This window comes from Klebsiella sp. 28, assembly GCF_018223905.1.
GTDB lineage: Bacteria > Pseudomonadota > Gammaproteobacteria > Enterobacterales > Enterobacteriaceae > Klebsiella > Klebsiella pneumoniae.
On sequence record NZ_JAGRQY010000050.1, the window covers coordinates 1 to 14,318 of the forward strand.

Genomic DNA, 14,318 nt, shown 5'->3' on the forward strand with positions numbered 1-14,318 from the left:
GTCACGCTGCCCGTGCAGGGGCGCAGTCACCGCCAGACTGCGCCCCTGCACGGGCAGCGTGACCAGCCCGAGATCGAGCCGGTTTTCTTCCACCGCGCGGACGATATCCAGCGTGTTGCCGGTGGTCACCCCCACCGTCAGCAGCGGGTGCTGCTGACGAAGATGCTGCAGCAGCGGTGGAAGAAGATGAATGCAGGCCGTCGCGCCTGTCCCCAGCGTCAACGATCCATTAACCTCCTGACTGAATGCGCTGACCGACTGCACCGCGCTATTCACCGCCCGATCGATCTGCTCGCTGTGGGCCAGCAATGCCATTCCCGCCGCCGTCGCCTTGATCCCACGTCCGGTTCGCTCCAGCAGCCTGGTCTGTAAAAACTGCTCCAGCTGACGTACCTGCAGGCTGACGGCAGGTTGGGAGATCCCCAGCGCGTCGGCGGCGGCAGAAAAGCTGCCGCGCTGTACGACCAGCCGGAAGGTCGCCAGATTTCCCAGGTTCAGTGTTGTCATAAAAGTTTCTCTTATACCGCGCATAAGGTAGCCGCTCTGCCAGAACAATAGCCTGCCGGGTATGCTCAGGACAACTGTCTTAACGGAATGAAAAACCATGGAAATAAACGTTATTCCCCGACGCCTTGCCTTCACCGCGGGCGGTCAGCAACTCATCAACTGGGGGATCTCTTTTTATATGCCCGGCACCTTTGCCGGGGCTATCGCCGCCGACAAAGGATGGTCCTTGCCGCAGATCTATCTCGGCCTGACGCTTGCGATGCTGATGATGGCCGCTGTCTCCCCGTTCGTTGCCAGGCTGCTGGCTCGCTTTGGCGGAAGGCTGGTGGTCACCAGCGGTACCTTGCTGATAGCCGCCAGCTGCGCCATGATGTCCTGGCGCCCTTCGCTGGCCGGCTGGTACGGCGCCTGGCTGCTGACCGGCATCGGCATGCGGCTCTCACTGTATGATGCGCTGTTCGCCGCAGTGGTGAATCTGTACGGTCAGCAGGCGCGGAAAACTATCTCTCATATCACTCTCGCTGGCGGTCTGGCCTCTGCCCTCTTCTGGCCGCTGGGCGAGGCGTTATTAACCATCATGCCCTGGCAGAATGCTCTGCGGATCTATGCGCTGTTTGGCCTGCTGAGCGCATGGCTGAGTTATCAACTGCCTCGCCAGCGGCTCAGTTCAGCGGCGAAATCACCAGCCTCGCCAGCGACAGCAGAGGGCGACCGGCGTAACGGGGCGCGTTACGCGATCTTTATTGCGCTGATCACCTTCATCTCTAACGGTACCTCTACCCATCTGCCGGAGTTTATCAGCCACTTTGGTCTGCCGGTTGCCGTCGGTGTGCTGTGGGGATTCGGCCAGACCGGCGCCCGGCTGGGGGAAGTGCTGGCCGGTCCCCGGGTCACCTCACTCACGCTAACGCGTTTTACTGCGCTCGCCATGCCGCTCTGTTTTCTCCTTGGATTGAGCAGCACGACCTTTGCCGGATGCGCAGCCGGGTTTGTGCTGGGCTATGGCGCGATTAACGGGCTGGTGACGATTGTCAAAGCGACGCTGCCGCTGGCGCTGTTTAGCGCAGAAAGCTACGCCAGCCGCACGGGTCTCCTGCTGATCCCCGGGCAACTGATGGCAGCTGTTTCACCCTTTGCCTACGCATGGCTGAACCACCGGCTGGGCATTATCGGCGGAATGTGGGTGTCCACCGGGTTAACGTTGATCGTTGCCGGACTGGCGCTGGCGATTGTGCGCGAGGCGGGTAAGGCGCAGGATGAACGTAATGTAGAATATCCGGCAGCGGCCGTTGACCAACCGATAGCCAAAAACAACCTTGCTGAAGAGTAAACGTGGATCACTACGCCCTTGATAATTTACGCCTGCCCTTATAGCCATATGGCAGGCATTATTCATATTATAAATTTTTAATGAAAATACATTCACCAAATCAATGATGAAATTTTTAAGAGAATAGCAGGGCATGCTGTCACCTGCGAAAAATAACGATACCGCCTGTATTTTTCTCTTGCATAATGATCCAAAAAATAAAGCCAGTCGCCATCGGTAACATTAGCCACACCTCCGGTAACACAATTAGCTTTACTCTCTTCCTCATCGAAAACGTTCGAGCATAGCAAAGAATGAGCGCTAATTTTAATACCGTAGCAAAACCCGGCGGCAATCGATGCAATCTGGCCTGTCGGTATTGTTTTTATCTGGAAAACGAGGTTCCGCGTCCAGGGTATGCCACCATGGACGACCTCACGCTGGAAGCGTACATTCACAACACCATTTCATCGACCCCCTCGCAAAACGTCGAGTTTTGCTGGCAGGGCGGTGAGCCTACCTTATGCGGGCTGGATTTTTTTGCAAAGGTGGTCGAGCTCCAGCAGCGTTACCGTGGTAACAAAATCATCGCCAACAGCCTGCAAACCAACGGCATCTTGCTGAACGATAACTGGGCTCGTTTTTTGCGTCGTCATGGATTTCTGGTCGGATTATCCATTGATGGCCCTGCGTCACTCCACGACACCTGGCGTACGACGGGCTGCGGAAAACCCACCTGGGAAAAAGTTGTGCAGGCCATACGCTGCCTGCAGCAGCATGACGTTCCGGTAAATGCCATGGTGGTGGTCAGCCGCCAGTCTGCAAGCCAGGGGAAAAGTCTCTATCGCTGCCTGAGCCGCGAGCTAAACCTTCACCATCTCCAGTTTATTCCTCTCGTTGACTTCCCTGCTCCCTGGTCAGTTACCCCTGAGGGTTGGGGCAAATTTTTGTGCAGTGTTTTCGACGACTGGCTGGAAAACGATGTTGGCAGGGTGTTTATCCAGTACTTTGATAATCTACTCGGCGTATGGGCCGGCCAGCCCGCCACGCTCTGCACCATGCAGCCTGTCTGTGGGCAGAGTTTACTGGTGGAGCAAAACGGCGATGTCTACAGCTGCGATCACTTTGTCTCAGCGGAATATAAGCTGGGTAATCTGAAGCAAGATGCTATGGCAGCGATGGCGAGCTCGCCATTTCAGCAACAGTTCGGGAAGCAAAAGGGCCAACTCTCTGCCCGCTGTCAGGGCTGCCACTGGCGCTTTGCCTGCCATGGAGGATGCCCTAAACACCGTTTTACCATCCATGACGACGAAGCACAGAATTACCTGTGCAGCGGCTATTTAACCTTTTTCGGCCATATCACGCCCTATATGAACGTCATGAGAAGGCTTTTATTAAATTGCCAGCCGCCCGCGCTCATTATGAGTCTTATCCCGGAGATACGGCAAAATATATTACAATTAACGGAGTCTGAAGATGAAAGAGCCAAATAAAATAGATGGAAATCGCCGCGATCTCCTCAAAGGTCTGGGGATTGCCGCAGTCGTGAGCCTGTTACCAGAGACGGGAAACGCCGCGCAAAATAATGCCGCCCCGAAAGCGGCATGGGATATTCCTTTCACCGGCGAAATCCCTGACACACTGCCCGAAGGCTACAATATTTTACTAATAACCTGCGATCAGGAACGTTATTTCGAGCGGTATCCCTTTCCGGTGCCGGGCCGGGAACGCCTGATGAAAACGGGTATCACTTTTACCAATCATCAGAACACGGCCAACGTTTGTACGCCATCGCGCTCTGTCATGTACACCGGGCTCCATATGCCGCACACCCGGATGTTTGATAATCTTGGCTTCCCCTGGATGAATTACGATCTGGACCCGGAATTACGTACCGTGGGCCATATGATGCGTGAACTGGGTTATTACACGGCGTATAAAGGTAAATGGCATCTTACCCGGGAGATCGATCAGCCGGTCGCTGGTAAATCGGTAGAAGAAATGGACCTGGGCGAGATCCCGACGCCGCGACTGCATGAAATTATGGAAAAGTATGGTTTCTCTGATTATCACGGCATTGGCGATGTCATCGGGAAAAGTAAGGGCGGCTATTTCTTTGATTCAGTCACCACGGGGCAGACCATTAGTTGGCTACGTAACACCGGCCGCCCGCTGAATGATGAAAATAAACCCTGGTTCGCGGCAGTAAACCTGGTTAACCCCCACGATGTCATGTTTATCGACACCGATGAGCATGGTGAGCAGGTGCAGTGGAAAGGGCCAATGGATAAAGAAAACCACACCCTGCTGCCAACCCAACCCCCGCACAACCAAATCTATCAGCAAAGCTGGCCAGACTATCCGCTGCCTGCAAACCGCCATCAGCCGCTCGATGAGCCTGGCAGACCTGCCGCCCATAAAGAGTACCAGAATGCCAGGGCGGTGATGGAGGGACAGTTCCCCGATGAAGACCGGCGCTGGCGCAAATTACTGGATTATTATTTCAACTGTATTCGCGATAATGACCAGCATCTTGAGGCGATTCTCAATGAGCTGGATAACCTGCAGCTGACGCAAAATACGATTATCGTCTTTACCGCCGACCATGGGGAACTCGGTGGCTCCCACCAGATGCATGGTAAAGGTTCCTCGGTGTACAAAGAGCAGATCCATGTGCCGATGATCATTCGCCATCCGGCGTATCCGGGAAATATCCGCTGCAACAGTTTGACCAATCATCTGGATTTAGTACCGACCCTGATTGGTCTGACTGGACGCGATCGCTCGCTGCGAGAGAAAGTCCTGGAGGGCAGAAAAGGCCGGGATATGAGCCCATTACTGGCGCATCCTGAGCAAGCGGGCTTAAATGCGCTGCGTCCGGGTTCGCTTTATTGTTACGGCATGATCCTGTATATGGATGCGCAATACACGGCAAAATTCAGAAAGCTGGCTGGAGAGAAACTCCCGCACGATCAATTTAAAAAAGCGATCGCGTCACTCCATCCTGATTTTTCCCATCGCTCAGGGATCCGTATGATCAACGATGGACACTATAAATTTGCCCGCTACTTTTCGCTCAAGCAGCATCATATTCCTGCTACCCTGGCCGAACTGCTGGAGAATAATGATGTTGAACTTTTCGATCTGGTTAACGACCCCGAAGAAAATCATAACCTCGCCCGGGAGCCAGAGAAATACCGGGATCTGTTAATGACAATGAACGATAAACTCAATCAGCTCACTGCCGCTGAGATTGGCGAAGATGATGGCAGCTATATGCCCCCGTTTGAAGGAAGCCAGTGGGATCTGACGGCGGCCCAGATGCATCAATATATGCGCGATTAGCGCTTGCCGTCAGGTGGGAGACCTTAGTGTAGCAGCTATAAAAAAACCCTCTGTAAACACAGAGGGTTTCGTTTTACTCAGCTAACGCCGGGGATTACTCCCACTCAATTATTTACAGGTATCGTAACCAATTGACTGAAAACAACATTTTTAAAAACAAAATCCAAGATACCGTTTTATATACCGTCACCGGGAAATTGTGCCCCGCTTCGTCAGTTCGTCATATTGCCGTTCACAGACCCTTCCGGCTTCAGCTGCCCGGTCAGCGTATTCTGCCAGTTGCCGGTTTCGTTCGAGAGATTTTTCGAGCACGTCGGCAAGCAAAACTCCGGTGTCTGCGGCTGACGACCCAGCGCCGACAGTGGCGTTATACTGCCTGAGCTGCTCACGGATGGCAACGAGCTGCTGCTGCAGCCGGCCAGCGCGAGCGGCAGCATCAAGAGCATCATTGCGCGCCTGGTCGATCCTCTGCTGCGCCTCACGTTCATTGGTTGCTTTCTCCTGTTCATCATGTTGACGGGCTTTATCATCTTCTGCTTTGCGGTCTGCCTTCGCCTGCGCATACCCGGCGTCGTACTGCCTGTCACCGTGAATATTCCAGGCTACAACGCCGCCGGCCACCATAGCAGCAAGCATCGACACGATAAGCAACTGTTTCCAGTACGCTTTCACGAATGCCGTGATCATGATGCCAGCACCTTCTTGGCCGACAGGTAACGCACACGGCGATCGTCGATGCCATTCTGCCCGCCGTTGATGATCTGCGTGACGCGCATCAGGTCGTCGGTGTACTTCAGGCATCCATATTTCACGAAGTACCACGCCGCGCTCCGCGCTGCATACTCGTCCTGCGCCAGCAGCTCCGGCTGCTTAACCAGATCCACCTTCAAGCCGTTGCCGCAGTCGCGATAGGTGTTCAGCCCGGTGATCTGGATAAGCCCGCGCCCGCGGTAAAACCAGCCGTCTGTCGGCCCGTTATTCCCCATGCGTTTGCTGTACACCAGATTGGCAATGGCCCGCTGCCTCTCCAGTGGCAACGATGGTTCACCCTGTCGGCGCCCGAGGGAATTAGCCTGGCCCTGCGTCAGTCGCCCGGCACGGACGAAACCAGCCAGCCCCGCCACGCTGTAATTGAAGCTCTCAACGAGCTGGGTAAAGCCAGTGCTTTCATGCCCGGCCTGGGCAATAAACATCGCCTGATCCAACGGCTTGATAATGCCAAACTCTTTCATGGCCGCCACAATGTGCGGATGCCAGCGTGTGGCCAGCGCCAGGCTAACGCCGGCAGCTTTCTGAAACTCGTTAATGTCCATGTTGCGACCTCGATATCTTGAAGATTTGCACGACGTTGCCGCGCGTCTTCAGCACCGCGGCGAACATCACAGCATTGATAACGACCTCAGAAAGATCTGCGGTCATAGGAAAGTGGTACAGGTATGAGTACGCGGTGCGCAGCGGGATACTGGCCGCCGCCACGATGAGGAAATAGGCTATCCACCCACCCCAGCGGCGGTGGCGCGATCCGTTGCGCTGGAAGAACATCACCCGCATCGCTATCCCGCCGCAGATGATGGAATTAGCGATAAGCAGCAGATCATGGCCTGTCATCGTCTTTTCCTCCCGGGATTAAATCGCGCGGATTGTCAGAGCGGTGATACAGCCATATCCCAACCCGCACAGCGACAATTGCCGCAACGAACGCGCCGGCAGAGTAGACAATACCCCGCTCGAACGAGTCCTGTGTGATGGTGGGGATCATGCTGGCAACGCCGATAAGGATTGATGCTGTGGGTTTGTAAAAGAGAAGACCGCAGAAAAAGCTGAGTAACGCCAGGAGAACGCGGCGCTTGACCGGATACTCAATTGCAGAGGTAACAAAAATTACCGCCCCGGCCAGCGATCCAAGCGCCACTTCAGGAGGTACGCCGGCGATGACTGCCGCCAGCGCACCGTAGCTAAGCCCCTGATTTATCGTATCAGCGGTTAGCGATGCGGACATGATGACCACCGTTTACTATGCATGATGAACCTCCTTAGTTGGGTAGGTTCATCATACACAATAAACCGTATATGGATAAATGGTAATGATTGATGGATGATAAGATCATCGTTTATGTATATCTCTCACTGATAAGCAAGGCTTCTTCAGCCTGTTCAAAAAGGGTTTTCCCATTATTAAGAAAATAATTAAACTCAAACAGATCAACCTGTCTTGGTGCCTGCCCATTAACCGATGCAGATACTGAGGCATAGGCTTTGTCACCATCTACTACCTGAATAAGTGAAATAGAATACGTTACGTCTACTGCAACCTGAACTGAACCAATCGCCGTGCCACTGTCCGCAATAACACTGGCCTCAAGCGTTTTGTTTTTCACAAAAGACATAAGATAACCTCATTTAGTAAATATAATTACCCGCCCAATAGGGCGGGTAATAAATCAGACAACATTACCTGCTGAGTCAACCCAGGCGTTATTTGCAGCATTACGCCAGATAGGCTTTCCTAATGTTGTATCGAAGTATTCCATGCCTGGATATGCAGTGCTAAAAGGTCTGTTTGCACTTGTTCCTGATAACGCTCTTACTGGGTCACCTACTTCATGCCAGACTGATCCTGTGTAGTACAGCTCCAGCGTTTTCCCTACCATTCCCTGAACATCTTTACCACCCTGAAGAATAATGCTGCTGTTGTGTTGTATTGTTGTAGTGTTATTTGAGAATGTAATCAGGAGACGCTGGTACGGTGTTCCTCCTGTGATGTTTGTAATAGTGGTTGCTGTCGAGTTATTAAAATTTAGGATACGATAAGACTCATTCCCGGACCCTGAGCCATGAATAATGCTCGGCGTCGGTGTGTTTGTCGAAAATGAGATTCGACCTCCTGCCGCTCCGCGACCAAATATTTCACGGGCTTTATCATCAATCTGCGTTGCCGGAGTCTGGTTAAAAACAGGGTGTTCAAGATATTGCCGTTTTTGAGGAACACCATCTGCAAATGAGCGAATTCCAAACCCCTGAGATGTTCCGTACGCCCGAACAGTACGGAATGTGGGGCGGCGAATTAACAGGTTATCGACATTTGCAGCATCGAATGCAATGCCGTTCCCACACTCATTAAACGTTGGGGTGTCGAACTCGATACCGTCGCCGTTAGCAATGTAAATGCCGTAACTATTTACCGAACCGTCCTCAATTCTTCCGCAGCCAGTAAGGTAGTTTTGCTGGAATTTAATGGTGCGCGGGAGGTCAGAGCTTACTGTCCCGTCTTCAAGTACATTGTCTATCCTTATGCCATTTTTTCTGCATCCTTCATGCTGCTGACCGATAGATGTGAATGAGATCACGCCACCATCCAACCACATCCCATGATGATCTGCACCAGAAGTTTGCCCACCAACGAATACTAATGGCCCTAAAGTCCCATTAGTTTTTTCACGACGTCCCGCGCGGATACTGTAACCCATTTTCATTACGTTGACGTTCATGTACTGCTTCATATTGATCTGGCCGATCGTTCCATCAGATTTGATGTTCAGGCCTATACCTGTACACGAGCCGTCTCCTGTAGCAGGCCCACGAATAAGACCGTTCATGTGCATGGTTTCCCATGTGGTAGCCTCTGTCAGTCCGTTCCCGGCGAGATTCAGCACCTTTATTGTATAGTTAGCCAGCATTATTGCCCCTTGACTGCCCTGCATCAGCAAGACGTCAGAGCTGTCCTGACTACCGATAAGATTCATCCCCTCCAGCTGAAAATAGCCACCCATTCCGGCAGGGTTGGTCAGGCTGAATTCTCCAACCATCGATAGCAAAGCAGATGCTTCACCTGGTATATGGAATATTGCCGTACCCTGACGCTCCACGTCCCCGGTTGCGTGCCCCAGCACCCCGCCAGAAATTTTCAACCGGCCAGGACGATCAGTCCAATTGGGATTTTTTACGGCATCGTAGTGCATGTAGAGGGACCTGCTGGCGAATTTCCCGTTCATCGGCAGACTAATTTCTATGCCGTGATGATGTGCTTCACACAGCATTCTTTGCAGAGCAGTCGTATTATCTGTGCCATCTACCAGACGTTGCGTTACGGGGTCGAATACTGCATCTGATTTGCATCCAAAATCCCACGGAGAGATCGTTTCAGATAGTTGATCTGCTATTGGGCGATGTATAGCACCTGTATATGGCTTTTTGTACCAAACTAAATCGGCGCCGTCTTCAGAAGCCAATTCTATAAGAACATCAGCTGCACTACCTGATTCAGGAAGTACAGCAATAGGATTACCATGATCATTGAACGCTAATATTCTATTTTTGCGGCCATAAATATTTGGCAACATTCCAACCAACGATTCAGGGACTCGCAGAGTTCTTTTAAAAAGATCATCTGCATGTGAAATAGACCCAGATATTCCGTTATCAACATAATTCTTCGTAGCCGCATCCTGCGCCTGTGACGGGTCACGCAGGTTACGAATGCGGTTGTTGAGTGCGTCGTAATAGTTCGCGAGCCATGATGGCTTCCTGAGAGATAGACCAGACCACCATCCATACGCCTGCTGCACCAGCATAGTCAGCTTATCGAAAGCATCTTCGTGGATCTCAGGAAAGAAGCCCCCCTGGTTCCTGATGCTGGCTTCCTGCGTAACCGGCGTGCTGCGCTCGATAGAGATTTTGTAGCCAGCTGGCAGCGCTGATGTCAGAACCACCTTACCCCCGTTGTAACGGTTCACGCCAGTAACCGTGTAGTCGGTACCGAGCGTCAGCGTCACGATGTTTTCGGAGGTATCCAGCGTCTGCACCAGCAGGTGGCTTTTATCAAGAATGCGGAACGTGAAATCGTATTGGGTAGTGGCGCCGTTCCCGGTGTACTCGTTACGGCTTACCTGCGTTGAAACTGTCATAGTCTGCTCCAGTGGTCAGCGCTGGCGCGCGTGCATAGAAGCATTCTATTACCCATCAAACCATATATGAATAAAACAGATCGAAACGAGCAAAAACATTACCATTAAGGTAAATAAAAACCTTCTGGAAAACCCTGTTACCTTTTGATATATGTATATATATACAGTATTTATCGGAGTAATCCTAATGCCAGAGCGGTACCAGTATCCTGTCGACGAAGGTTTTGCGGATCGTATTCACACCCCGGAAGGGGTAAGATCCCTGGTTGTAAAATCACAGCTGATGGAGTTGCTCAGGGAGATGGAGCGAGACGGCCACGATGTCAGCGGTGCGGCGGCGGAACTGGTGGCGCTGGTTAACTATGTGACAAGCTCGCAGTTGTCGATGCGGGAGCTGCAAACACACCTGGACTTCTGCACAATGCAGATTAGACAACATTTAAAGTAAGTTATAAGCTACTCGTCTACATACTATATTTATATGAAGACGAGTTGCGAATAAGAGGTGGCAAAATGAATGTGTTTTTAAAAAAAGAGTCTAAGTGTTTAACTTCCACTGTAAAAATGCTAATAGTGGCAATTGTTACATATCAGATCGGGATAGGATGGGGGCTAATATTCATTGCTACTATAAATGCGCTCCCATCCATAACAATAAAGTTTAATTAAGTTTTACACTCATTTGCCCAACATAATTAAATGGGTTTGATTTGTCTATTCTTCTTAATGACATGGCAGAAGAAAAGTTCACAAAAGTATTAAATCCGTATGTTGCAGAAGCTAAAATAGCACCTGTTTCTGGAAGACCTATTGATTTTGCGCCAAAATACGCTGCACCTGCATTTGTTACTATCTCAGGAATATTGAAGTTAAATTTTACTTCTGATAAGTTAAATTTTATACGGCTTTCATTATATAGTCTAATGACATCAGCGCACGCAATATCTATTTCATTTATTGCTGCCTTTAACTCTAAGTCTCTGTTTTCAGCTTTTAACACCCTAATATTCAACTCATTAATTTTGTTCATGAGGTTTTTTAGTTCACCCTGTCTTTTATGCCTAAACTCCAAAACATCATGAATATTTACACTTTCATCAGGCTCTGGAATTGCATTTATCAAAGTAAATAACTCGCCATTATCAGGTGCAACCTCATTACTATTCTTAATCAATACCTTATCAGCCTCACTGGCAATAAAGTTTATATCTTTACGCGCAAGTGACTCGATCATAAATTTCATGTTTGCTTCATATAATATCGTAGCAAAATTACCATTACCATTGATAGGCAACATTACCTCAGTAAATAACCCTTCCCTTTTAAGCTCTGGAACGCCTGGAGTGTCATTATTAGAAACATGAATTAAATTGTTGTTTGTAGTAATAATCTTATCCCAATAAAGAGCGTTTATCAATAACTTCCTGTAGTTTAAATTAGATTGTGCTATATGTATGCTATTATTATCTGCGTTAATAAACATATCAGGAAACATTAAAACATGATTTTCCATTTAATCACCCATAGTATGTGTAGTAATAAAAAATAATTTATGTGACTTTATTAGTTTGAATAACATGGGTAAACATTAATACCCATGAAAAATAGACTAGAACTATTTTTAGGATTGTTCTATATGCAAATAAAAAAAATCGCAAAACAACTCATAAAGAGATTGATTTTACCTAATAAACAAAATAAGATTACCAAAATGGTAAATTTACAACCCATTTCCCTTGTGCCATAGTGATCGGGCATCGGCAAAATCCGGTGCCGGGATTGGCGTCCCGGTTAATGTCACAGCGCACGACACGCGCTAGCGTGTTTTTTTGTGCTTACGCTTCAGTGTACCTATTCAATGGTGGGCTGGGCGGGGGTCCGAAAGGACGCCGGTTCCCTGTGACGCCGGTACGCCAACTCCGTTCAGTTCACCACCAGTAATTGGCGTTGCGGTGGTGATCGTCCTAGTCACAGGAGATTCACTATGAACACCAACCCATCAGTTTTTTCATTCGAATCGCACAGCAACATTCGTGCAGTTAATATCGACGGCAATCCTTGGTTCGTTTCTTCTGATGTTTGCAAGGCCATAGGCATCAAACACACTGCTAGTGCCATGCGCGCTTTAGACGATGATGAAAAGGGGGTGCATTCAATGCACACCCCTGGTGGTCAGCAAGATTTCACCATCATCTCTGAGTCTGGCCTCTACACTCTTATCCTCCGCTGCCGCGATGCGGTGACGCCGGGCACCATCCCCTACCGCTTCCGCAAATGGGTAACCAGCGAGGTACTGCCGCAGATCCGCAAGACTGGCCGCTACGTTCGGGAAGAACTCTCCCAGGCTGATAAAGCCCGCATGCTGGCGCAGGAGATGACCAGCAGCATGTTGCCGGCGATCATGGATGCATTGCAGGTCGAACAGAAGCATTACACCTTCCCTCTTAACCGACGCTATCAGGATCACATCCATTCACCTGATGGCCTGCGTGAACTGGCGAAAAGCTCAATGGTGATGAAGCTGCTCCGCGAACTCGATGCTGACGGGCATGATGTGTCCGGCGCCGCCGCAGAGGTCACGGCCATGCTCAGCTACATTGTTGGTATCGGCACCGTACTGCGCGACATAGAGACGCATGCTCAGTACGTGATGGCTAAGGCCAAGGGTTACTGAGGTTGCTGGCGCAGGGAAGCGCCTTTGAATGCGTTTGTACATTCGTCCTATTCATCGCTTTTCATCTCAATTCATTTTGCATCATTGCTCAAATTTGATTAAGATTACCCCAGAGGTAATTCAACCTTTTGTTGAATGCTCAGGAGGAACAATGGAAATCAACATCATTACTTTGATGAAAGCTATCATTGGCGGTGCTGGATTAGGATTCGCACTTCCTGGCGGCTTATCTTTCGTTATTCCTGCGTTTACCGTAACGGCAGGAATTGCCTATGGTTTTGCTTTAGCTGGTGCTGTTGCTCTGCCAGCTATCTATGCTGCCAGGAAATTTGCTAACTAAAATGCACGTTCTTGACTGGCTGGCACCACAGAATGCACAGGAGTTAACCAGATTTTACTTCATCCTGTGCATTGCTTATCTTCTGGTTCATCTTATCTGGGACGCTTGGTGTAAAGAGACACCACCATTCTCCTTGGATCAGCTTCAGTACAAGATGAATGAGGTATACTCCTCGTCAACGTTCGCAACAAGCGCGTTCTTTATAGTGATCCTGTTTGACATAAAAAACCCACTCAGAACTTCTGATGCTTTTATTTTTCCGCTTATTATCGCGGCATTAACAGGTTTTATGATATCGCTATCTGCGATAGTTCCAAAGAAAGTTAAAAGTGGATAAGCCCGCGCCGCGGGCTTTTTGATGGATGAAATCTGAGCACAGCGCTACAATCATAAAGCCACGGTTCAGTGGTCTACACATGGTAAGTGAAAATGAAAAAAGCATTAGCAGTGCTGTTTGTTCTGTTGTCTCTGGGTTCAGCTACACAGGCTTTCGCTGGTAACTGCCAGCATCCTGATGATACTGCTGCTGACGGCTCACGCTGTGGCGGCCGTTCTGCTGACTCCCGCCCCGGCGGTCAGTGATAATTAAGGCCGCGAAAGCGGCCTGTTTAACTCATTCATACATTCATGATTCCACGACTTGCCCACAAAGAAATCACATTCTTATAAAATTGATAATCCTCTTTTTTTTGATTCGCAGTTGGATCGGATACGCCGATACTTACCATTAACTTTTCTCTTTGTATAAAATCATCAATAGCATTATCAGGAGTGTCACCTTTTGTAGATCGCCACAAGGTTTCATAAAACTTTGAGGCAATATCAAAATCAATTAATTTAGAATTATATGCAAGGTTGAACATAATTATTCTGAAACCCATTAATTTGAAATTAAATTCACCTTTAACAATATCTTCTCCACCATACTGTTTTGCGAAAGCTAATGATTTCTTGAACATTTTTAACCCCTGCCCATAATTGTCTTGCATAATCCTGTATAAGGTCATGCGCTCATCATTGCTGGACTGGTACGGCTCGAGAAGAATTCTCGAAAGTACGAAGGTTTCAAAGTGCTCTTCATTTCTCATTGATAACGCAAAGTCAACTGCCGCAAGCGATGATTGGTAAACACCCTGATCATTCATCTCGGTAAGCAGTTTTAATGTTTCTTTTGAAAAAACAGAAACACCAGATTTCTCTAAAAAATTACCGAACTTACCAAGAATCCCCATGATATTT

General features: G+C 49.4%; 16 protein-coding genes. 7 read left to right on the forward strand and 9 right to left on the reverse strand.

Annotated elements, in window-relative coordinates:
* On the reverse strand, window positions 1-531 hold a 531-nt coding region (locus tag KHQ28_RS08995), incomplete at its 3' end, for a LysR family transcriptional regulator (RefSeq protein ID WP_211777592.1).
* 73 nt (window positions 532-604) lie between these two features.
* Here KHQ28_RS08995 and KHQ28_RS09000 point away from each other — a divergent pair.
* From KHQ28_RS09000 to KHQ28_RS09010, 3 genes are all read left to right on the forward strand, one after another.
* Complete coding sequence (locus KHQ28_RS09000) at window positions 605-1,837, forward strand: MFS transporter (RefSeq protein WP_032418564.1); 1,233 nt, start codon at window positions 605-607, stop codon at window positions 1,835-1,837.
* Between the two features lie 293 nt (window positions 1,838-2,130).
* A complete protein-coding gene (locus KHQ28_RS09005) occupies window positions 2,131-3,309 on the forward strand; it encodes an anaerobic sulfatase maturase (protein WP_032440239.1) in 1,179 nt (392 codons plus the stop codon).
* Window positions 3,293-5,161 (forward strand): sulfatase-like hydrolase/transferase, encoded by a 1,869-nt coding sequence (locus KHQ28_RS09010; protein ID WP_009309501.1) that lies wholly within the window; start codon window positions 3,293-3,295, stop codon window positions 5,159-5,161. Before KHQ28_RS09005 ends, KHQ28_RS09010 begins: the two co-directional genes overlap by 17 nt.
* A 186-nt stretch (window positions 5,162-5,347) precedes the next feature.
* On the opposite strand, the gene KHQ28_RS09015 is transcribed toward KHQ28_RS09010, so the two are convergent.
* From KHQ28_RS09015 to KHQ28_RS29165, 6 genes are all read right to left on the reverse strand, one after another.
* The gene (locus KHQ28_RS09015; RefSeq protein ID WP_032418561.1) at window positions 5,348-5,848 is read right to left on the reverse strand and encodes a DUF2514 domain-containing protein; all 501 of its coding nucleotides are present in this window, start codon (window positions 5,846-5,848) and stop codon (window positions 5,348-5,350) included.
* Window positions 5,845-6,474, reverse strand: a complete 630-nt coding sequence (locus KHQ28_RS09020; RefSeq protein ID WP_032418560.1) for a glycoside hydrolase family 19 protein — start codon at window positions 6,472-6,474, stop codon at window positions 5,845-5,847. The genes KHQ28_RS09015 and KHQ28_RS09020 overlap by 4 nt, the downstream gene beginning before the upstream one ends.
* On the reverse strand, window positions 6,464-6,769 hold the full coding sequence (locus KHQ28_RS09025) for a phage holin family protein (RefSeq protein ID WP_032418559.1): 306 nt from the start codon (window positions 6,767-6,769) through the stop codon (window positions 6,464-6,466). Before KHQ28_RS09025 ends, KHQ28_RS09020 begins: the two co-directional genes overlap by 11 nt.
* On the reverse strand, window positions 6,756-7,160 hold the full coding sequence (locus KHQ28_RS09030; protein WP_032418558.1) for a putative holin: 405 nt from the start codon (window positions 7,158-7,160) through the stop codon (window positions 6,756-6,758). Before KHQ28_RS09030 ends, KHQ28_RS09025 begins: the two co-directional genes overlap by 14 nt.
* Before the next feature lie 112 nt (window positions 7,161-7,272).
* Window positions 7,273-7,548: a hypothetical protein gene (locus KHQ28_RS09035; protein WP_032418557.1), complete on the reverse strand. Its 276-nt coding sequence runs from the start codon at window positions 7,546-7,548 to the stop codon at window positions 7,273-7,275.
* Between the two features lie 54 nt (window positions 7,549-7,602).
* On the reverse strand, window positions 7,603-10,065 hold the full coding sequence (locus KHQ28_RS29165; RefSeq protein WP_032418556.1) for a phage tail fiber protein: 2,463 nt from the start codon (window positions 10,063-10,065) through the stop codon (window positions 7,603-7,605).
* 151 nt (window positions 10,066-10,216) lie between these two features.
* Here KHQ28_RS29165 and KHQ28_RS09045 point away from each other — a divergent pair, with 151 nt between their 5' ends.
* The gene (locus KHQ28_RS09045) at window positions 10,217-10,513 is read left to right on the forward strand and encodes a hypothetical protein (RefSeq protein WP_032409245.1); all 297 of its coding nucleotides are present in this window, start codon (window positions 10,217-10,219) and stop codon (window positions 10,511-10,513) included.
* A gap of 213 nt (window positions 10,514-10,726) precedes the next feature.
* Here KHQ28_RS09045 and KHQ28_RS09050 read toward each other — a convergent pair whose 3' ends face one another.
* A complete protein-coding gene (locus KHQ28_RS09050) occupies window positions 10,727-11,578 on the reverse strand; it encodes a DUF6236 family protein (RefSeq protein WP_057193984.1) in 852 nt (283 codons plus the stop codon).
* 471 nt (window positions 11,579-12,049) lie between these two features.
* Here KHQ28_RS09050 and KHQ28_RS09055 point away from each other — a divergent pair, with 471 nt between their 5' ends.
* The 3 genes from KHQ28_RS09055 (at window position 12,050) to KHQ28_RS29575 (ending at window position 13,661) form a co-directional block, all read left to right on the forward strand.
* Window positions 12,050-12,739: a Bro-N domain-containing protein gene (locus tag KHQ28_RS09055; protein WP_032418554.1), complete on the forward strand. Its 690-nt coding sequence runs from the start codon at window positions 12,050-12,052 to the stop codon at window positions 12,737-12,739.
* Between the two features lie 151 nt (window positions 12,740-12,890).
* Window positions 12,891-13,079, forward strand: a complete 189-nt coding sequence (locus KHQ28_RS09060) for a hypothetical protein (protein WP_032418553.1) — start codon at window positions 12,891-12,893, stop codon at window positions 13,077-13,079.
* 429 nt (window positions 13,080-13,508) lie between these two features.
* On the forward strand, window positions 13,509-13,661 hold the full coding sequence (locus KHQ28_RS29575; protein WP_071844733.1) for a transmembrane anchored protein: 153 nt from the start codon (window positions 13,509-13,511) through the stop codon (window positions 13,659-13,661).
* 35 nt (window positions 13,662-13,696) lie between these two features.
* On the opposite strand, the gene KHQ28_RS09065 is transcribed toward KHQ28_RS29575, so the two are convergent.
* A complete protein-coding gene (locus tag KHQ28_RS09065) occupies window positions 13,697-14,311 on the reverse strand; it encodes a hypothetical protein (protein ID WP_025368005.1) in 615 nt (204 codons plus the stop codon).
* Between the last annotated feature and the right edge of the window lie 7 nt (window positions 14,312-14,318).